This is a genomic window from Streptomyces endophyticus, from assembly GCF_035798155.1.
Classification (GTDB): domain Bacteria; phylum Actinomycetota; class Actinomycetes; order Streptomycetales; family Streptomycetaceae; genus Streptomyces; species Streptomyces endophyticus.
The window spans coordinates 1-19,228 of sequence record NZ_JAOZYC010000132.1 but is presented as its reverse complement, the minus strand read 5'-3'; the positions used below and the strand labels follow the sequence as shown (position 1 = coordinate 19,228).

General features: G+C 72.2%; 20 protein-coding genes and 1 pseudogene. 15 read left to right on the top strand and 6 right to left on the bottom strand.

Annotated elements, in window-relative coordinates; all coding sequences use genetic code 11:
* Positions 1–209: 209 nt before the first annotated feature.
* The 4 genes from OKJ99_RS22980 (at position 210) to OKJ99_RS22965 (ending at position 4,159) form a co-directional block, all read left to right on the top strand.
* Positions 210–1,460, top strand: coding sequence for an NYN domain-containing protein (locus OKJ99_RS22980; protein WP_326019241.1), 1,251 nt, complete (start codon positions 210–212; stop codon positions 1,458–1,460).
* A 167-nt stretch (positions 1,461–1,627) separates the two neighbouring features.
* Entirely contained in the window at positions 1,628–2,608 is a 981-nt protein-coding gene (locus tag OKJ99_RS22975; protein WP_326019305.1) for an ABC transporter ATP-binding protein, read from the top strand.
* The gene (locus OKJ99_RS22970; protein WP_326019240.1) at positions 2,605–3,441 is read left to right on the top strand and encodes an ABC transporter permease; all 837 of its coding nucleotides are present in this window, start codon (positions 2,605–2,607) and stop codon (positions 3,439–3,441) included. Before OKJ99_RS22975 ends, OKJ99_RS22970 begins: the two co-directional genes overlap by 4 nt.
* A gap of 34 nt (positions 3,442–3,475) precedes the next feature.
* On the top strand, positions 3,476–4,159 hold the full coding sequence (locus OKJ99_RS22965; RefSeq protein WP_326019239.1) for a DUF2567 domain-containing protein: 684 nt from the start codon (positions 3,476–3,478) through the stop codon (positions 4,157–4,159).
* A 54-nt stretch (positions 4,160–4,213) separates the two neighbouring features.
* Here the strand turns inward: OKJ99_RS22965 and OKJ99_RS22960 are convergent, their stop codons facing one another.
* A complete protein-coding gene (locus OKJ99_RS22960) occupies positions 4,214–5,680 on the bottom strand; it encodes a sialate:H+ symport family MFS transporter (protein ID WP_326019237.1) in 1,467 nt (488 codons plus the stop codon).
* Positions 5,677–6,618 (bottom strand): dihydrodipicolinate synthase family protein, encoded by a 942-nt coding sequence (locus OKJ99_RS22955; protein ID WP_326019235.1) that lies wholly within the window; start codon positions 6,616–6,618, stop codon positions 5,677–5,679. The genes OKJ99_RS22960 and OKJ99_RS22955 overlap by 4 nt, the downstream gene beginning before the upstream one ends.
* A 162-nt stretch (positions 6,619–6,780) precedes the next feature.
* Here OKJ99_RS22955 and OKJ99_RS22950 point away from each other — a divergent pair, with 162 nt between their 5' ends.
* Positions 6,781–7,476, top strand: coding sequence for a FadR/GntR family transcriptional regulator (locus OKJ99_RS22950; protein WP_326019233.1), 696 nt, complete (start codon positions 6,781–6,783; stop codon positions 7,474–7,476).
* A gap of 140 nt (positions 7,477–7,616) precedes the next feature.
* Here the strand turns inward: OKJ99_RS22950 and ybaK are convergent, their stop codons facing one another.
* The 4 genes from ybaK to OKJ99_RS22930 form a co-directional block, all read right to left on the bottom strand.
* Complete coding sequence (gene ybaK / locus OKJ99_RS22945; RefSeq protein WP_326019231.1) at positions 7,617–8,120, bottom strand: Cys-tRNA(Pro) deacylase; 504 nt, start codon at positions 8,118–8,120, stop codon at positions 7,617–7,619.
* A gap of 49 nt (positions 8,121–8,169) precedes the next feature.
* Positions 8,170–8,955, bottom strand: coding sequence for an LON peptidase substrate-binding domain-containing protein (locus tag OKJ99_RS22940; RefSeq protein ID WP_326019230.1), 786 nt, complete (start codon positions 8,953–8,955; stop codon positions 8,170–8,172).
* A gap of 5 nt (positions 8,956–8,960) precedes the next feature.
* Entirely contained in the window at positions 8,961–9,938 is a 978-nt protein-coding gene (locus OKJ99_RS22935; protein WP_326019304.1) for a hypothetical protein, read from the bottom strand.
* Between the two features lie 273 nt (positions 9,939–10,211).
* Positions 10,212–11,795: an oxidoreductase gene (locus tag OKJ99_RS22930; protein ID WP_326019229.1), complete on the bottom strand. Its 1,584-nt coding sequence runs from the start codon at positions 11,793–11,795 to the stop codon at positions 10,212–10,214.
* Between the two features lie 152 nt (positions 11,796–11,947).
* Here OKJ99_RS22930 and hisD point away from each other — a divergent pair, with 152 nt between their 5' ends.
* The 10 genes and pseudogenes from hisD to OKJ99_RS22880 form a co-directional block, all read left to right on the top strand.
* Complete coding sequence (gene hisD / locus OKJ99_RS22925) at positions 11,948–13,291, top strand: histidinol dehydrogenase (protein WP_326019228.1); 1,344 nt, start codon at positions 11,948–11,950, stop codon at positions 13,289–13,291.
* Complete coding sequence (locus tag OKJ99_RS22920) at positions 13,288–14,406, top strand: histidinol-phosphate transaminase (protein ID WP_326019227.1); 1,119 nt, start codon at positions 13,288–13,290, stop codon at positions 14,404–14,406. The genes hisD and OKJ99_RS22920 overlap by 4 nt, the downstream gene beginning before the upstream one ends.
* Positions 14,403–15,002 (top strand): imidazoleglycerol-phosphate dehydratase HisB, encoded by a 600-nt coding sequence (gene hisB, locus OKJ99_RS22915; protein WP_326019226.1) that lies wholly within the window; start codon positions 14,403–14,405, stop codon positions 15,000–15,002. The genes OKJ99_RS22920 and hisB overlap by 4 nt, the downstream gene beginning before the upstream one ends.
* A complete protein-coding gene (locus OKJ99_RS22910) occupies positions 14,999–15,163 on the top strand; it encodes a hypothetical protein (protein ID WP_326019224.1) in 165 nt (54 codons plus the stop codon). The genes hisB and OKJ99_RS22910 overlap by 4 nt, the downstream gene beginning before the upstream one ends.
* Positions 15,163–15,810, top strand: a complete 648-nt coding sequence (hisH, locus tag OKJ99_RS22905) for an imidazole glycerol phosphate synthase subunit HisH (protein ID WP_326019222.1) — start codon at positions 15,163–15,165, stop codon at positions 15,808–15,810. Before OKJ99_RS22910 ends, hisH begins: the two co-directional genes overlap by 1 nt.
* On the top strand, positions 15,807–16,544 hold the full coding sequence (priA, locus tag OKJ99_RS22900; protein WP_326019220.1) for a bifunctional 1-(5-phosphoribosyl)-5-((5-phosphoribosylamino)methylideneamino)imidazole-4-carboxamide isomerase/phosphoribosylanthranilate isomerase PriA: 738 nt from the start codon (positions 15,807–15,809) through the stop codon (positions 16,542–16,544). The genes hisH and priA overlap by 4 nt, the downstream gene beginning before the upstream one ends.
* Positions 16,541–16,945 carry a RidA family protein gene (locus OKJ99_RS22895; RefSeq protein ID WP_326019219.1) on the top strand — a complete coding sequence of 135 codons (405 nt, stop codon included), beginning with the start codon at positions 16,541–16,543 and terminating at the stop codon, positions 16,943–16,945. Before priA ends, OKJ99_RS22895 begins: the two co-directional genes overlap by 4 nt.
* Positions 16,942–17,697 carry an imidazole glycerol phosphate synthase subunit HisF gene (hisF, locus tag OKJ99_RS22890; protein ID WP_326019217.1) on the top strand — a complete coding sequence of 252 codons (756 nt, stop codon included), beginning with the start codon at positions 16,942–16,944 and terminating at the stop codon, positions 17,695–17,697. The genes OKJ99_RS22895 and hisF overlap by 4 nt, the downstream gene beginning before the upstream one ends.
* Before the next feature lie 126 nt (positions 17,698–17,823).
* Entirely contained in the window at positions 17,824–18,756 is a 933-nt protein-coding gene (gene bdeA / locus OKJ99_RS22885; RefSeq protein WP_456115197.1) for a bis(hydroxyethyl) terephthalate hydrolase, read from the top strand.
* Between the two features lie 126 nt (positions 18,757–18,882).
* A pseudogene (locus OKJ99_RS22880) lies at positions 18,883–19,228 on the top strand (LuxR family transcriptional regulator); the annotation flags it as partial.

Sequence of the window (19,228 nt, the reverse complement as noted above, 5' to 3'; positions counted from 1 at the left end):
CGCATTTCGGGGTATTACGGTTCGTAGCGGACGCCCGTCGCGGGGTGCCTACCCCGAGTTCACGGCTTCCGCCACGCCGAAGATCCAGTTCGGGCCGTTAACCCCCGCGCGGTCGGGCAGACTCGAAGGAAACCCGAAGCGAAGCCGCGGGAGCCGCCCCGTGGACCGCGTCCGGACTGCTGGCAAGTCGGCGAAAGAGGGTGGATCGCGTGGACCGTTGCATCGTTCTGGTGGACGCCGGATATCTGCTGGGGGCCGCGGCGAGCCTGCTCGCGGGCGAACCCTCCCGCTCCCGGATCCATGTCGATCACGCCGCCCTCATCCAGGGCCTGCGCGAGCGCGCCGAGGCCGAGACCGGGCGCGAACTGCTGCGCATCTACTGGTTCGACGGGGCGCCCGACCGGGTGCCGCAGCCCGAGCACCGGCGGCTGCGGGTGATGCCGCGGGTCACCGTCCGCCTTGGCGCGCTGACCCGGTCCGACGGGCGGTGGGCGCAGAAGGGCGTCGACGCGGCGATGCACGCCGAGCTGACCGAGCTGGCCCGCAATCGTGCCTGCTCGGACATCGTGCTCGTGACCGGGGACGGGGACCTGCTGCCCGGCATGATGGCGGCCAAGGAGCACGGCGTCGCCGTCCACCTGTGGGCGGTGCAGGCCGCCGACGGTGACTACAACCAGTCCGAGGACCTGGTCGCGGAGGCCGACGAGCGGCGGGTGCTCGACCGGGTCTGGATCACCAAGGCCGTACGCGCCAAGGAGCTCGGTGGGATCTGCGTGCCGCAGCCCGTGCCGCGCCCGGAGATCGCCGCGATCCTGTCCGCGCCGCTGCCCGAGTCGGCGCTCTCCTCGGCGGGGCGCCCGGTGGAGGATCCCGGGGGCGCGGCGCCCGTGCAGCACGCGCCGGCCGCGCACGGGGAGAACGGTGCGGCGGCTTCGGCGGCATCGGAGGAGGACCGGGCGGGCGGCGCCAAGGGCGTGCCCACGCCCAAGGACCTCGCCGCGCTGCGCGGGCCGGGGGCGCAGGCCGCGCAGCACCCCGCGAACGCGACGCTGCGGTGGTCGTCCGACAAGGGGTGGGTCGAGCGGCCCGGTGGCGGCGGGGAACCCGCCGACGTGGCGTCCTTGCCGACGCTGGCGCAGCTCACCACGGCCGAGCAGCGGTGGGCCGACCGCGAGGAGGACATCACCGCGATCGGCGGGGACCCGTACGAGGTCGGGCAGGTGTTCGCGCGGCGGTGGCGGGAGCGTCTTGGGGACCAGACGCAGCTCCAGAAGCTGGCGACCATGTATCCGCGGGTGCCGCACCGGATCGACGGCGAGCTGCTGCGGTACGCGGCGCGGTTCGGGCTGCTCGCGCACAAGGACGACCAGATCGACGAGCACGACCGGTATGCGATCCGGGCCGGATTCTGGCAGGAGATCGACGTCCGCACCGCCGAGCACGCGGCTGCCGCCGAATAGGCGGGCGGGGCGGAGCCCCGTGGCGTAGGGGTGGGTGAGCAGGGCGTACGGCAAGCGTGGGAAATGTCCCGCCCCGCGTGCAATCGTGAACGCCGGACCCCGTAGGCTCGTTCCTCGTGAGTATGCGCACCGATGACGTCGCCCCGAAGCGTAACGCGGGCGCTGTGGTGTGCGCGGTGCGGGGGCTCCGGAAGACATATCCGGCCTCACGCGGGCGCCGCGGTGTGCCCGCTACGCCGGAGCTGCGGGCCACGGACGACGTACGGCTCGACATCCGGCGCGGGGAGATCTTCGGACTCCTCGGGCCGAACGGGGCGGGCAAGTCCACCCTCGTACGGCAGCTGACCGGGCTGATGCGCCCCGACGCGGGCAGCGTCGAGATCCTGGGGCACGACATCGTGCGGCACCCCGAGCGGGCCTCCCGGATCCTCGCCTACCTCGGGCAGGAGTCGACCGCGCTGGACGAGCTGACCGTCGCGCTGGCCGCCGAGACCACCGGGCGGCTGCGGGGGCTCTCGCTCAAGGACGCGCGGGCCGCCCGCGACGACGTGCTCGACGAGCTGGGGCTCACCCCGCTCGCCGCGCGGCCGATCAAGAAGCTGTCCGGCGGGCAGCGGCGGCTCGCCTGTTTCGCGTCCGCGCTCGTCGGGGAGCGACCGCTGCTCGTGCTCGACGAGCCGACCACCGGGATGGACCCCGTCGCGCGGCGCGCGGTCTGGGGCGCCGTCGACCGGCGGCGGGCCGAGCAGGGCGCGACCGTGCTGCTCGTCACCCACAACGTGATCGAGGCCGAGACCGTGCTCGACCGGGTGGCCGTGCTCGACCAGGGCCGCGTCATCGCCTGCGACACCCCTGCGGGCCTCAAGCAACGCGTCGCCGGTGAGGTGCGCGTGGAACTCGTGTGGCGGGAGAAGGCTCCGATGGAGCTCGACGAGGTGGCGCGGCTGCGCGCGTACGCCGTGGAATCAGGGCGGCGCTGGTCGCTGCGGCTCGAACCGGACGCGGCCCGCTCCGCCGTCGCCGCCGTCACCGGCGGCCCGGCCTTCGACTTCCTGGACGACTTCACGCTCGCGACGCCGAGCCTTGAGGATGTGTACCTGGCGCTCGGCGGGAGCCGCAGCGGTGTGAAGGGCCTGGTGAAGGCATGAGCGTCGTTCCCACCGCTCCCGCGGTCGCCGCCGAACTCGCGCCCGCGCGTCCCGCGCCCGCGCCGGGCCCCGCCGAGGAGGCGCTCGCGCCCCGCGCCCGCTTCCTGCCGGCGCTCGCCGCCGTCTACCGGGCGCAGCTGAGCCGGGCCCGCGTGGCCCGGATCCCGCTGCTCTTCGTGGCGACGTTCCAGAGCATCGGCATCATGATCCTGATGCGCGGCGTCGTCGAGCAGGGCGGCCGTGAGGCGCAGGCCGTGGTGGCCGGGTCCGCGGTGCTCGTCGTCGCGTTCGTCGCGCTGAACCTGCTCGCCCAGTACTTCGGGCAGCTGCGGGCGGCCGGCGGGCTCGACCACTACGCGACGCTGCCGGTGCCGCCCGCCTCCGTGGTGCTCGGCGCCGCGGGCGCGTACGCCTCGTTCACCGTGCCGGGGACCGTGGTCACCGCGGTCGTCGGCTGTGCGATGTTCCAGCTGCCGCTCACCCACCTGTGGGTGCTCGCGGCGGTGATCCCGCTGGCGGGCGCCGCTCTCGCCGGCCTCGGCGCCGCGCTCGGGCTGCTCGCGCCCCGGCCCGAACTGGCCACGCTGCTCGGCCAGTTGGGCATGTCCGCGGCGCTGCTGCTCGGTGTGCTGCCGGCCGACCGGATGCCGGAGTTCGTGCAGTGGGCGAGGGACCTGCTCCCTTCGACGTACGGGGTCGAGGCGTTCGCGCGGACCTTCGCCGAGCACCCCGACTGGGGCGTGGTCCTGCTCGACCTGGGCGTCTGTGCGGCCGTCGGCGTCGCCTCACTGGCCGTGGCGACATGGGCCTACCGTCGGGCCGCCGTCCGGTGACGCGCCGCACAGCGACGCCTGGCACGATGGCAGGGTGACCGCACCGCTGACACCGCCGCCCCATCAGCCCCCGCACAACAACGGGAACAGCGACCCCTGGCAGGCCCCCGACCCCATGACCGGACATCTGCCTCCCGCGCCCGCCGCCCCGCAGGAAGACGGTCCGGGGCTCCGGGCCGAACTGCGCGAGGCCGTCGTCGTGACGGTCGGCGTCGCGGTGGTGGGGCTCGCGCTCGGCGCGCTGTGGCTGTGGCTCGCGCCCCGGGTCCCGCTGGTCTCGGACGCCTCGGCGGTCTACCTCAAGGACACCGAGGGCGAGCAGGCCATCGGTATCGACGGAACGTTTGCCCTGCTCGGGCTCGCGTTCGGCGTCGTCACCGGCGCCGCCGTCTTCCTGTGGCGCAGGCGCGGGGGCGTGCCGCTGGTCGTGGCGCTGGCCGTGGGCAGCCTGCTCGGCGGGGTGCTCGCCTGGCGTTTCGGCGTCTGGCTCGGGCCGACGCAGAACGTCGCCGCGCACGCCAAGGAAGTCGGCAAGGGCGTGGTGTTCGACGCCCCCCTGGAGCTGAACGCCAAGGGGGCGCTGCTGGCGTGGCCGTTGGCCGCGCTGGTGGTGCACCTGGGCCTTACCGGGCTGTTCGGGCCGCGGGACCCGGACCCGTATTTCGCTACGCCCTACGGGCCGCAGCACGACGGCTCCGCCACGCCTACGGCCCCGTAGCGGCTCAGCCGTACCGGCGTTGCGGTCTCGGGGCTCTGCCCCGGACCCCGCTGCTCAATCGCCGCAGGGGCTTGATTTACCCACCTTCGCGCGTGGCTCGATTGGTTCCTCGGCCAGATAGTCCGCAGGGCCCTCGTCGCTCACCAAGCGTGCCAGTCGGTTCGGGACGTCGAAGCCGATGAGGACGATCACCAGCAGCGTGAGCGCGAACGTCAGGATCGCCAGGGACTGGCCGAGCGACATCCCCGAGGCCAGCCGCGCGCCGAGCACCGGGGCGACCGCGCCGCCGAGGGCCCCCACGTTGTACGTGAAGCCGAGGGACGCCGCGCGCGTCTCCGTCGGGAAGTGGCCCGCGATGTACTTCGGGAGCAGGCCCGAGATGCCCTGCATGCACGCGAGCATGCAGAACAGCAGGATGCCGAGGCCCACCGGGCTGTCGTGGACCGCGAACACCGGGTAGACGAAGGCCAGGCCGACGACGAGCGTCACCGCGTACGCGCGCCGCGTGCCGAACCGGTCGCCGATGAAGCCCGCCACGACGCAGCCGACGGCCGTGCCGAAGCCCGCCCAGAAGAGGGCGTCGGTGACCTCGCCGGGGGAGTAGCCCAGCTCGGTCTTCAGGTACGTCGGCAGCAGCGCCTGCACCGGCCAGCTGTACAGGAACGCGCAGAACACGGTCACGGTCAGCGCCACGTACAGCAGCCACCGCTTCCGCCCGCCCAACTGGACCGTGAACGCCAGCAGGCAGGCCGCCGCCACCACGGAGAGCAGCGGCACCGCGCCCCCGCCGAGCGGCGTGAACACCGCGAACAGGGCGCCTGTCGCCACGACCGCGAGCACCGTGTTGACCGTCGCGAGGCGGCGCGTGGCGAACAGCGGCCGGAACGGGTTGGGCCGTTGACCGGCCTCCGCGACCCTCTCCTGCCACTCCTCCGCCTCGGGCAGCGCCCGCCGCACCCACAGCGCGATCGCCACGGGGAAGAGCCCGATGTAGAACAGCCAGCGCCACCCGTGGCCCGGGACCACCAGCTCGTACACCTCGGCCGCGAGGACGCCGCCGAGCGAGAAGCCGGAGATCAGGAAGCCGGACGCGCGGTTGCGCAGCTTCGCGGGCCAGCTCTCCAAGACGTATGTGGCGCTCGCGCTGTACTCGCCGGCCATGCCCATGCCGATCAGCAGGCGCGCGGTGAACAGGCTCGTGTAGTCCCACGCGAAACCGCAGGCGAACGTGCCGACCGAGTAGAGCACGATCGAGGCGACCATGGCCGCCTTGCGGCCGAACCGGTCGCCGAGCGCGCCGAGGACCGCGCCGCCCAGCCAGCGCGTGATGAACGCGCCGGAGACCAGGCTCGCCTGCTCGACCGACGAAAGCCCGAAGTCGTCGCCGATCTCGGTCAGTACGAGGGTGATCAGGACGAAGTCGAAGCCGTCGAGGAAGTAGCCGATCCAGGCGGCGAAGAAGGACTTCCACCGGGCGGGGCCGATGTCGGAGTACCAGGGTTCCCGCACGGCCGTCGTCACAGCAGACCCGCTTCGACCAGGTGGCGGCGGACGTACGCGAACTCGGCCTCGCCCAGCGGGATCTGCGGAGCGGCCGTGGCGGGGCAGTCGATGACGCCCTGGAGGTGGACGGCGGCCTTGAACGCGCCGAGCGCCGAGGACGAGCCACCCATGACGGCCGGGTCGCCGGCGTCCGTGATCGAGAACAGCGCGGCGAGCCGGTCCTGCTCGGCGCGGGCCGCGTCCCAGTCGCCGGCGCGCGCGGCTTCGTAGAGCCGGACGTAGCCGTGCGCGTCGACGTTGCCGAGGCCGGGGACCACGCCGTCGACGCCCGCGAGGAGGGCGCCGTCCACGGTCAGTTCGGCGCCCGTGAACACCGAGAACGTGGGGGCCGCGGCGCGCAGCGGGGCGAGCAGGCGGCGCAGGGAGCCTTCGTCGCCGCTGGAGTCCTTGAGGCCGGAGAGGGTGCCGTCGGTGGCCAGTTCGAGGATCGTGTCGCGGCCGAGCTTGGTGTGCACCGCGGACGGGATGTCGTACGCGAACAGGGGCAGGTCCGCGCCGGAGCGCAGCCGCCGGAAGTGGCCCGCGATCTCGGCCGGGTGGGTGCGGGTGTAGAACGGGGCGGTCGCCACGAGCGCGTCGGCGCCCGCCTTCACCGCGTCCTGGGCGCGCTCCAGGACCCGGGCCGTGGTCGTCTCGATGACGCCGGCGAGGACCGGGACCCGGCCCGCCGCCGCGTCGACGGCGGCCTCCAGGGCGGTGCGGCGCTGGGCATCGGTGAGGTAGGCGGTCTCGCCGCTGGAGCCCAGCATGAAGAGGCCGTGCACCCCGGCGCCGATGAGATGCTCGGCGAGCCGGCTCACGGAGGCGACGTCCACCTCGCCCTCGGCGGTGAGCGGGGTGACCAGCGGCGGTACGACGCCCCGGAAGGGGGCGGGGAGCGGGGCTCGGAGAGTCATGGCGGTGGTCTCCACGGTTAACTGACGGTGTACGGAGGTGGGACGTAGGATGTCCTACGTCCTGGAGGTGACGGTGCTCCACCGTCGAGCACACTGTCAAGGGTTCGAAGAGTCCGGCGGATCACAGGAAAGATCACGGGCGAGACCACAGGAGGGGCCTGGATGCGAGCGCTGGTCGCGGACGACGCGCAGCAGAAGATCAAGGAATTCATCGTCGAGGGCGGCCTCGGACCCGGCGACCCGCTGCCGACCGAGACCGAGCTGATGGAGCGGTTCGCGGTCAGCCGCAACTCGCTGCGCGAGGCACTGAAGTCGCTGCAGGCCAAGCACATCGTGGAGATCAGGCGCGGGTTCGGGACGTACGTCGGGTCGATGTCGCTCGAACCGCTGATCGACGGGCTCGCGTTCCGCACCGTCGTCGGGCACCGCAGGGGCGAGGACAGCCTGCTCGAACTGCTGCAGATGCGGGAGGCGCTGGAGGCGGGCCTGATGAGCAGCCTCGTCGGGCGGCTCGGCGAGGCGCAGCTCGGCGTGCTCGACGGGCTCGTACGACGGATGCACGAGGAGGTCGCAGGGGGTGGGGCGATCGACGCCGCGACCGACAGGGAGTTCCATCTCGCGCTGTACGGGCCGCTGGCGAACCGGCTGCTCAGCGAGTTGCTCGACGCGTTCTGGAGCGCCTTTCACCAGTCGCGGCCGCAGGACATCGGCCGAGCCCCCGAGAACGCCGACGGAGCGGAGCTGGCCCGGATGCACGGCCGGATCGTCGACGCCGTGCGGGCCGGGGACGCGGAGGCCGCGGAGGCCGCCGTGCATGCGCACTTCGACGACATCCGCGGCCGGTTGAGCGCGCGCTGATCCTCAGAGCCCGGTCACGGGCTCTCAGGCGGGCCGTCGCCCGTGGTTGGACTTGCCCTTTTTGATCCGCCACTTGCGCTTGCGTGTCTTCTTCGACATGTCCTGGGTACTTAGCCGAAGCGGCGGGATACGTCGAGGGGTCACGCACGTCCGACGGGCGCGAGGACCGCGTCCGTGAGCGCCGCCAGGTCCCCAGGCGCCAGCTCGACCTCCAGCCCGCGGCGCCCCGCGGAGACGCAGATCGTGGCGTACTCGTCGGCGGAGGAGTCGATGACCGTACGCAGCTGCTTGCGCTGCCCGAGCGGCGAGATGCCCCCGCGTACGTACCCGGTCGTGCGCTCCACGAGCGCCGGGTCGGCCATGGTGGCGCGCTTGCCGCCGACCGCCGCCGCGAGCGCCTTCAGGTCGAGCCGGCCCGCCACCGGCACGACGCCGACGACCAGGGCGCCGTCCACGTCCGCGACGAGCGTCTTGAACACGCGGTCAGGGGACACTCCCATCGCCTCCGCGGCCTCCTCGCCGTACGAGGCGTGCGCGGGGTCGTGCTCGTAGGAGTGGACCGTGAAGGGGGTGCCCGCGGTGGTGAGGGCGACGGTCGCGGGAGTGCCTCCGGGCTGGTTCTGCTTCTTGGCCTTCTTCGCCAACGTGCCGCTTCCCTGAGTGAGTTGAGTGAGGTGAGTGAGGTGAGTGACGTCAATTGAGGCTGGTCGACTGCCGCGTGAGCTCGGTCGCCGGCAGCGAGGGCAGATGGCGGATGATCGCCGTCTCCGCGCGCAGCAGCGTCAGCTCCTCGCGCAGCCGGGACGCCACGTCCTCGGCCTCCAGCAGGTGCTGCTTCGTCGGTACGTCGAGGACCGCGGCCGCCGCGACCAGATACGACACCACCGACGGCTCGTCCGGCAGCTCCGCGCCCGTCGTCAGCGAGCGCTCACGGGCGCCCGCGAGGCGCTTCTGGTACGAGCGGAACGCGCGCAGCACGCCCTCCGCGAGGGCGCCCGCCTCCTCGCCGTCCTCCTCGGGCAACTCCTCGACCTCGGCCGTCAGATACGGGCCCGAGGCGTCGACCGAGTGCAGCTTCACCCGGCGGGTGCCCGTGGCGAGCACCTCGAAGCTGCCGTCCGCGCGCTCCCTGATCGTCGCCGCGTCCGCGATGCAGCCGATGGCGTGGAAGGACGTGACGGGGTCGTCGCCGAAGCCCGCGGCCGGGCCCGCGCCCGCTTCCTTCGTCGTCACCTCGTCCGGCATGCCGGACGAGGTGGGCGCGACCTCGTGGCCGTCGCGGATCGCGACGACCACGAACTGGCGGGGCTCCTCAGAGGTGGACGGTTCGGTGTCGGGCTCCGACGGATCGTCGGGCGACGCCTTCAACAGATCGCGCATCATGGCGCGATAGCGCTCCTCGAACACGTTCAGCGGGAGCACGAGTCCCGGGAACAGCACCGAGTTGAGCGGGAACAGCGGAAGTCGGACGGTGGTCACGTCGGTCAAGCGTAATGGTCGTCGGGGCCGGCCGGTCCGCCGCGCAGTGGCATCGTCGCCGCGACTTCAAGGCGGACCTGTCCGCGCAGCTCCATGAAATGGCCCAGCGGGTCGTCCGTGAGCCGGTCCCAGGGGAACGACGTCGCGTACGGACCAATGAGCCGCAGCTGCCCGAGGGCGTCCTCCCAGCGTTCGAGTTCGACCAGTACGCAGGTCAGCAGGTTGCGCACCTCGGCGGGCCACGGGTCGGCGGGCTCGTACGAGCGGGAGAGCTCCGCGGCGAGGTCGGCTGCGGCGTCCAGGCGGGCGCGGGGGATGCCGGTCCGCGGGGCGCCGGACGTCAGATACGCGAGGGCCGCGCGGGCCGGGAGCGCCTTGAGGAGCGAGCCCGGCAGGGCGTCCTGCGCGGCGCGCTCCGCGAAGTCGAAGCACTCGACGTGCGAGCCGTACCAGGCGGCCGACAGATAGCGCAGGGCCGCGACGTGGCAGCCGTAGTGGTGCGGGGAGCGGCGCACCGCCCGCGCCCACAGCTGCTCGAACTCGGTGTGCGGGGCGTTGGTGCCGCGGGCGTGGTCGAGGGCGATGCGCCAGGGGACCGGGTCGCGGGGGTCGGACTCGGCCGCGGCCAGGATCAGCGGGGTGACCTCGCGCAGCAGCTCGGCGTGGGCGGGCGAGGCGAGGGCGCGGGTGACGGCGAGTTCGGCCTTGACGAGGAGCAGGTCGGGGTCGTGCGGCGAGGCCTCCTGCCAGGCCTCGAACCACTCGGGGCGGGCGGCGGCGAACGCGGCGAGGCGCTGCACGGCGCGGTCCCGGTTCTCCCACTCGGCGGCCTCGCGGGTCTGGGCGAGGGCCTTCGCGGCGGGGCCGTGGTCGCCGCCGCCGGCGGCCACGAGGGCGGGGGCGAGGCGGTCGTCCGGGGCGTCGAGGAGGAGTTCCTCGTCCGGGGGGAGGCCGATTCCCAGGGGGGCGGTGTGGCGGAGCATGCGGGTGGTGCGGATGAGGGCGCGCAGGAAGGGCACGGGGGTCTCCTTCTTCTGCGCGTGGGGACGTGGTTGCGGGTCGCGGTGGGATGACGGTCGAGGGGGGTGGAAGGTTGCATGCGGTGCGGGGTTCTTTGCCGTGTCGTGGCCTGGGGCGTCCCCATGGGTGCGCGGCACCGGGGTTTCGGGGCTCTGCCCCGGACCCCGCTGCTCAATCGCCGCAGGGGCTTGATAGATCAAGCCCCGCGCCTCAATCGCCGGCGGGGCTTGATTGGCCTAGCTTCTGCGGAGGAGGCGGGTGGCGCCTGCTGCCACTGTTGTGGCCAGGATCCAGCCCAGCAGGACCAGGATCGCCGAGGCCCACTGCCAGGCTCCGCGGAGTTGCCAGCTGCCGGCCTGGCCGAGGTCGATGACCGGGAGGAGGAGGTCCAGGGTGAAGAGGGCCGGGTTCCAGACCGGGCCCTCGCCCGGCTTGATGCGGGGGTGCGGGGCCTGCGAGAAGACGACCGCGCTGAGCGCCCAGAGGAGCGCCATCCACAGCGCGGCCCGGCCGGGCCGGTACCCGTACGCCACCGTCCAGTCCTGGATGTAGCCCCACACCTTCGCCGCGATCGGCAGCGTCTCGCGGCGCCTGCGCTGTTTGGCGAGCAGCACCTCGCGCGCGTCGGAGTCCTCGCCGCTGTTGCGCAGCACCGTGGCCAGCTGCTCGTACGGCTCCGGGCTGTACTCGGGTGTCGCGGCGGCGAGCCAGTCGAGTCGGCGGGCGAGGGGGAAGGGGCCGGACGGTATGAGGTTCTCGTACTGGAATCCGCCGAGGCGGAGCTGGCCGGGGCCCGGCCAGCTGGTCGATCTGTCGACCAGGTTCGTCGTCCGCGCCCCGGACAGCACGATCCGCCCGCGCTCCGGCTTGTCGCAGAGGAAGCGGAGTTCCGGGGTCTGGATGCGGCGCATGGAGACTTCCTGCTCGTTCTCCATCGTGAAGCGCGCCGAGTCCAGGTCGACCGCGTCGCCGAACCGGCCGTCGTCGAGCCGCATCCCGCCCACGCACTCGAAGCGCTGCACGCGGGTGCCGCGCGCGGGCGTCCCGCCGCCGTTCTGGAACGGGCCGCCGAGCGCGGCGGGGCCGAGGTACAGCGTCCGCTCGACCGACACCTGCGGAGCGTTCAGGGCCCGGCGGCCCCGGCTGTTGCTCAGGCTGGCGCCGCGCAGCGACAGCGAGACGCCGACCGTCGCGCCGCGCAGGCTCAGCTCGCCGTGCGTCTCGAGCAGCTCGGCCTGGAGGTCCTGGCCGACCGTGAGCCCGTCCGCCATGATCGACTTCTTGCGCCGGTCGCTGAACACGACGGCCTGGTTGAGCAGCAGGTCCGTGCCGATGTGCGCGTCCGTGAGCCGGATCCCGTTGTGGAAGCGGCAGCGGGCGAGGTGCAGATCGCCCTCCGTGTGGACCCGCGCGCCCTCCAGGCGGGGCACCGAGCAGTCGATGAGGCGCACCGTCGTGAAGTGCGCCTCCGGGAGGAGCACCTCCTTCTCGAAGCGGCAGCCCTTCATCTCCACGTACGGGACGACGTTGCCGCCCGCGAGGTCGAACACGTCCGTGATCTGTACGCCCTGGAGCTTGAGCGAGGAGACCCGGCCGTCGAGGGCCGGCGGGCCGTCGAGCAGCAGCCACGCCAGGATGCGCGCCCGCACGCTGCGCTCCGGGCCCCAGGGGTGGCCGCCGTGCGGATCGTCCCGTCCGCTGTCCCCGGTGCGGAGGTCGTAGACGCTTCCATTGCGGAATGCCTGCCACATCCCGACCTCGGTGGCGGTCAGCCCGTCCGGCACGTCCCCGTTGCCGTTGCCGGTCGTCCCCTCGACCACTGCTGTCCTGCCTCCCCGTGCGACCGCTGGTTCGTACAACTGTTCATGCCCGCTGTGTGACCGTCTGAACGCCGGTGGTCAGGTCGCATGCCGGGATATCAGCCACTGATACAGGGCGCCGAGCGTAAACCCGCGTCTGAGAGAATTGTTCTGTGATCTCTCGAATCGATCTGCGCGGCGCCGCCCTCCCCGAGGGCCAGGCCCTGCGCTCCCTGCTGCCCCGAGCCGACTTCGATGTCTCGGCCGCCCTGGAGAAGGTGCGTCCGATCTGTGAGGCCGTGCATCATCGTGGCGACGCGGCGCTGATCGAGTACGGGGAGAAATTCGACGGAGTGACGCTGGAATCCGTACGGGTTCCGGCCGAGGCCATCGACAAGGCGCTCGCCGATCTCGACCCCGCCGTGCGCGCCGCCCTGGAGGAGTCCATCCGCCGGGCCCGCATCGTCCACCGCGAGCAGCGCCGCGGCAGCCACACGACGCAGGTCGTGCCCGGCGGCTCCGTCACCGAGAAGTGGGTGCCGGTCGAGCGCGTCGGTCTGTACGCGCCCGGCGGCCGGTCCGTCTACCCGTCGTCCGTGATCATGAACGCCGTACCGGCGCAGGAGGCGGGCGTCGAGTCCGTCGCGCTCGCGTCGCCGCCGCAGAAGGACTTCGGCGGCCTGCCGCACCCGACGATCCTCGCCGCCTGCGCGCTGCTCGGCGTCGACGAGGTGTACGCGGTCGGCGGCGCCCAGGCCGTCGCCATGTACGCGTACGGCACCGAGTCCTGCGCCCCGGCGAACATGGTGACCGGGCCCGGGAACATCTGGGTGGCCGCCGCCAAGCGCTACTTCACGGGACGCATCGGCATCGACGCCGAGGCCGGCCCGACCGAGATCGCGGTCCTGGCCGACTCCACCGCCGACCCGGTGCACGTCGCCTCCGACCTGATCAGCCAGGCCGAGCACGACCCGCTGGCCGCCGCCGTCCTCGTCACGGACAGCGAGGAACTCGCTGCTGCCGTGGAGCGGGAGCTGGAGCCGCAGGTCGCCGCCACCAAGCACATCGAGGACCGGATCGTGCCCGCCCTCAAGGGGCAGCAGTCCGCGATCGTCCTCGTCGACTCGCTCGACGACGGCCTCAAGGTCGTCGACGCGTACGGGGCCGAGCACCTGGAGATCCAGACCGCCGACGCCTCCGCCGTGGCCCAGCGCGTCAAGAACGCGGGCGCGATCTTCGTCGGCCCGTGGGCGCCGGTCTCGCTCGGTGACTACGCCGCCGGGTCCAACCACGTGCTGCCGACGGGCGGCTGCGCCTGCCACTCGTCCGGCCTCTCCGTCCAGTCCTTCCTGCGCGGCATCCACATCGTCGACTACACCAAGGACGCCCTCGCCGAGGTCGCGTCCACCGTGGTGACGCTCGCCGACGCGGAGGACCTGCCCGCGCACGGCGCGGCGATCAAGGCTCGCTTCGAGTGGAAGGTGCCGAAGCAGTCGAAGGAGCAGCGGAACCAGTGACCAGGATCGACGATCTTCCCGTACGCGAGGAACTGCGCGGCAAGTCCCCTTACGGAGCACCGCAGTTGGACGTCGCCGTCCGGCTGAACACGAACGAGAACCCGTACCCGCTGCCCGAGCCCCTCGTGCAGCGGATCGCCGAGCGCGTCGCCGACGCGGCCCGCGAGCTCAATCGCTACCCGGACCGGGACGCGGTCGAGCTGCGCACGGAGCTCGCCAGGTACCTGACCCGTACGACCGGCCACGAGGTCACGTACCAGCAGGTGTGGGCGGCCAACGGGTCGAACGAGGTGCTCCAGCAGCTCCTCCAGGCCTTCGGCGGCCCCGGCCGCCTGGCGCTCGGCTTCGAGCCCTCGTACTCGATGCACCCGCTGCTCGCCCGCGGCACCAACACCGGCTGGGTGAGCGCCCCGCGCCGCGAGGACTACTCGCTCGACGTGCCGGCCGCCGTCGAGGCGATCCGGACGCACAGGCCGCACGTCGTCTTCATCACCAGCCCCAACAACCCGACGGGCAACGCGGTGGCGGCCGAGGACGTCCTCGCGCTGTACGAGGCCGCCGGGCGGGACGCGATGGTGATCGTCGACGAGGCGTACACCGAGTTCAGCCACGGCACCTCGCTGCTGTCGCTCCTTGAGGGCCGCCCGAACCTCGTCGTCTCGCGGACGATGTCCAAGGCCTTCGGTGCGGCCGGTCTTCGGCTCGGCTATCTCGCCGCCGACCCGGCCGTGGTCGACGCGGTCCAACTGGTGCGCCTGCCCTACCACTTGTCGGCCGTGAACCAGGCGACGGCGCTCGCCGCCCTGGAGTACACCGACACGCTGCTCCAGTACGTGGAGCAGCTGAAGACCGAACGCGACCGCGTGGTCGGGGAGTTGGAGGGGCTCGGCTTCGACGTCACCGTCGCCGACGCCAACTTCATCCAGTTCGGCGTCTTCGAGGACCCGCACGCCGTGTGGCAGGCCTTCCTCGACCGCGGCGTCCTCATCCGTGACAACGGAGTCCCGGGACGCCTGCGGGTGACCGTCGGCACCCCCGAGGAGAACGACGCGTTCCTCGACGCGGCCCGTGAAGTGAAGAAGGACCGAACGAACAGTCAGGAGCGGGGCGCATGAGCCGCGTAGGACGTGTTGAACGTACGACCAAGGAGACCTCGGTCCTCGTCGAGATCGACCTCGACGGCACCGGAAAGGTCGATGTCGCGACCGGGGTCGGCTTCTACGACCACATGCTCGACCAGCTCGGCAAGCACGGCCTGTTCGACCTCACGGTGAAGACCGAGGGCGATCTGCACATCGACTCGCACCACACCATCGAGGACTCCGCCCTCGCGCTCGGCGCTGCCTTCAAGCAGGCGCTCGGCGACAAGGTCGGCATCTACCGCTTCGGCAACTGCACCGTCCCGCTGGACGAGTCGCTCGCCCAGGTGACGGTGGACCTGAGCGGCCGCCCGTACCTCGTGCACACCGAGCCCGAGAAGATGGCGCCGATGATCGGCGAGTACGACACGACGATGACCCGGCACATCCTGGAGTCCTTCGTCGCGCAGGCCCAGATCGCGCTGCACGTCCACGTCCCGTACGGGCGCAACGCGCACCACATCGTGGAGTGCCAGTTCAAGGCCCTCGCGCGCGCCCTGCGCTACGCGAGCGAGATCGACCCGCGCGCGGCAGCCGCCGGGATCCTCCCCTCCACGAAGGGCGCGCTGTGAGTGGCCTGTCCGCGGTGCTGATCTTCGTGGGCCTCTTCCTCGGCGGCGGCGCCTGGTCCTTCAAGAAGCAGAAACTGCCCATGGGCGTCGTGGTGCTGATGGGAATCGGTTCCGCGATGTGCCTCGTCGCCGGAGTCCTGCGGATGGAGTGGCTCTACTGATGTCGGCCGACAAGAGCAAGAACGTCGTCGTCTTCGACTACGGCTTCGGCAACGTGCGCTCCGCCGAGCGCGCCCTCGCCCGCGCGGGCGCCGACGTCGAGATCACCCGCGACTACGACAAGGCCATGAACGCCGACGGGCTGCTCGTGCCCGGCGTCGGCGCGTTCGCCTCGTGCATGAAGGGCCTCAACGAGGCCCGCGGCGACTGGATCGTCGGCCGCCGCCTCGCCGGCGGGCGCCCCGTGATGGGCATCTGCGTCGGCATGCAGATCCTGTTCGAGCGCGGCATCGAGCACGGCGTGGCGGCCGAGGGCCTCGACGAGTGGCCCGGTGTCGTCGAGCCGCTGAAGGCCGATGTCGTCCCCCACATGGGCTGGAACACCGTGGACGCCCCGCAGGGCTCCCAGCTGTTCGCCGGCGTCGACACCGACGAGCGCTTCTACTTCGTGCACTCGTACGCCGTGCAGAACTGGGAGCTCGAAGTCCACAACCCGTCCATGCGTGCGCCCAAGGTCACCTGGTCCACGCACGGCGGCCCGTTCGTCGCCGCCGTCGAGAACGGCGCGCTGTGGGCGACGCAGTTCCACCCCGAGAAGTCCGGCGACGCCGGAGCGCAGCTGCTGAAGAACTGGATCTCCGTACTGTGACCGCAACCCAGAACAAGCTCGAACTCCTCCCCGCCGTCGACGTCCGCGACGGCCAGGCCGTCCGCCTCGTGCACGGCGAGTCCGGCAGCGAGACCTCCTACGGCTCCCCGCTTGAGGCGGCCCTCGCCTGGCAGCGCTCCGGCGCCGAGTGGCTGCACCTGGTCGACCTCGACGCCGCGTTCGGCACCGGCGACAACCGCGCCCTGATCCGCGAGGTCAGCCAGGCCATGGACATCAAGGTCGAGCTGTCCGGCGGCATCCGCGACGACGACTCGCTCGCCGCCGCGCTCGCCACCGGCGCCACCCGCGTCAACATCGGCACCGCCGCCCTGGAGGACCCCGAGTGGGTCGCCAAGATCATCGCCGAGCACGGCGACAAGATCGCGGTCGGCCTCGACGTGCGCGGTACGACGCTGCGCGGCCGCGGCTGGACCCGTGACGGCGGCGACCTGTACGAGACCCTTGAGCGCCTCAACTCCGAGGGCTGCTCCCGGTACGTCGTCACGGACATCGCCAAGGACGGCACGCTGCAGGGCCCGAACCTGGAGCTGCTGCGCAACGTCTGCTCGGCGACCGACCGCCCGGTCGTCGCCTCCGGCGGCGTCTCGTCCCTCGACGACCTGCGCGCCATCTCCGAGCTCGTGCCGCTCGGCGTCGAGGGCTCCATCGTCGGCAAGGCGCTGTACGCCAAGGCGTTCACGCTGGAAGAGGCCCTGGAGGCCGTGTCCCGATGACCTCATCCGACGACGTACGGCGCGTGCGGTCCGGGAGTCCCTGGGAGGAGTCCTTCGGTTCCGCGCGGGCCGTCGCCGCCGGCGACCGGGTCGTCGTGGGCGGCACCGTCTCGTTCCGCGAGGACGTCCTGTACGGGGAGGGCGACCCGTACGAGCAGGCGACCGTCGCCTTCGCGAACGCCCTCGAAGCGATCGCGGAGTTCGGGCTCGGCCCCGGGTCCGTGATCCGCACCCGGATGTATCTGACCCACGCGCGGGACGTCGACGAGGTCGGCCGCGCCCACAACGACGTCTTCGGACAGGTGCGCCCCGCGACGACCCTCATGGTCGTCTCGGGCTTCGTCGACCCACGCATCCTGGTCGAAGTCGAACTCGAAGCCTTCCGAGGAGCCACCCCGTGACGCTCGCCGTCCGAGTCATCCCCTGCCTCGACGTGGACAACGGCCGCGTCGTCAAGGGCGTCAACTTCCAGAACCTGCGCGACGCGGGCGACCCCGTCGAGATGGCGAAGGTCTACGACGCCGAGGGCGCCGACGAGTTGACCTTCCTGGACATCACAGCGTCCTCCGGCAACCGCGAGACCACGTACGACGTGGTGCGCCGCACCGCCGAGCAGGTCTTCATCCCGCTCACAGTCGGCGGCGGCGTGCGCACCGCCGACGACGTGAACAAGCTGCTGCGGGCCGGCGCCGACAAGGTGGGGGTCAACACCGCCGCCATCGCCCGCCCGGAGCTGATCCGTGAGATCGCCGAGCGCTTCGGCCGCCAGGTGCTCGTGCTGTCCGTGGACGCGCGCCGCACCGAGTCGGGTTCTTTCGAGGTGACGACGCACGGCGGGCGAAAGTCGGCCGGCATCGACGCCGTCGAATGGGCGCACCAGGCCGCCGAGCTGGGCGCGGGCGAGATCCTGCTCAACTCGATGGATGCCGACGGCACCAAGGACGGCTACGACATCGAGATGATCGAGGCCGTCCGCAAGCACGTGTCGGTGCCGGTGATCGCCTCGGGCGGCGCGGGCAGGCTCGACCACTTCCCGCCGGCCGTCGCCGCGGGCGCGGACGCGGTGCTCGCCGCCTCCGTCTTCCACTTCGGCGACCTTCGCATCGGTGAGGTCAAGGACACGCTGCGCGAGGCGGGGCACCCCGTCCGCTGACGTCCCCGCGAGACCGGTGATTTCGCCGATGCGGGTGAGGCGGGACCGGCGCCACCGTGGTCGCAATCAGTGACCACGGCGGCGCCCTCGGGACGGGCTCCGCCCTCCCGAGAGGAACCCGTCATCGTGCAGCAGCACAGAAGTGCGGCGCCCCCCGTGCACGCCGGGCGAGCCGCGAGCAAGTTCCGAACCCGCTTGATCCGTACGGGACTTGCCACCCTGCTGGCCCTCGGCGGCCTCGCCACCCAGCAGGCCCTGACCGCTCAGGCCGCAGAGAACCCCTACGAGCGCGGCCCCGCCCCCACCGTCTCCAGCATCGAGGCCTCGCGCGGCTCCTACGCCGTCTCGCAGACCACCGTCTCCTCGCTGAGCGTGAGCGGCTTCGGGGGCGGCACCATCTACTATCCGACGTCGACGGCCGACGGCACGTTCGGCGCGGTCGCGATCTCGCCGGGCTACACGGCGTACCAGTCGTCCATCTCCTGGCTGGGACCGCGCCTCGCCTCGCAGGGCTTCGTCGTCTTCACCATCGACACCAACACCACGCTCGACCAGCCCGACAGCCGGGGCCGCCAACTCCTGTCCGCGCTCGACTACTTGACCCAGCAGAGCTCGGTGCGTGGCCGCATCGACACGAGCCGGCTCGGCGTCATGGGTCACTCCATGGGAGGTGGCGGCACGCTCGAAGCGGCCAAGAGCAGGCCGTCCCTCCAGGCCGCGATCCCGCTGACCGGCTGGAACACCGACAAGACCTGGCCCGAGGTCAAGACCCCGACGCTCGTGGTGGGCGCCGACGGCGACACCATCGCGCCCGTCGCCTCGCACTCCGAGCCCTTCTACCAGAGCCTGCCGGGATCGCTGGACAAGGCGTACCTGGAGCTGCGCGGAGCCACCCACTTCACGCCGAACACGTCCAACACCACGATCGCGAAGTACAGCATTTCGTGGCTCAAGCGCTTCATCGACAACGACACCCGGTACGAGCAGTTCCTCTGCCCGCTGCCGAGTTCGAGCCTGACGATCGCGGAGTACCGGGGCAACTGCCCGCACACGTCGTGACGTTGTGACGTTGTGATGTCGTGAGGTTCCGGCGCCCTGTGCGCTGGAACAGCGTACGAACGCGCCGGTTGGGTTGCTGCCCAACCGGCGCTGTGCGTGCGGCGGTTCGCCACTAGCGTGCGGCAAGTGAGCGGAAGAACCGTCCTGTTGCTTGCCGCCGCCGCGTACGAGGCCGACCCCGAGGGGCCCGGCGTCGACGCGGGGCTCGTGCTGCGGGCCGCGGCGGCCGCCGGGCTCGGCGCGGACGCCCTGGACGCGGCCGAGCGGGCGGGCCTGAGGCGCGGCCCCGAGGGCCAGCTGCGGCTGCCGGGGCGGCGCAGGCTCTACGAGACCGTGCCGCCGGAGCGGCGCAGGGCCGCGCACCGGTTGCTCGCCGCCGCGGCGACGGGGGAGCGGCAGCGGTCGGCGGGGCTGCTGCACCGACTCCTCGGCGCGCCCTACCCGGACCCGGCGCTCGGCGCGGAACTGGCCG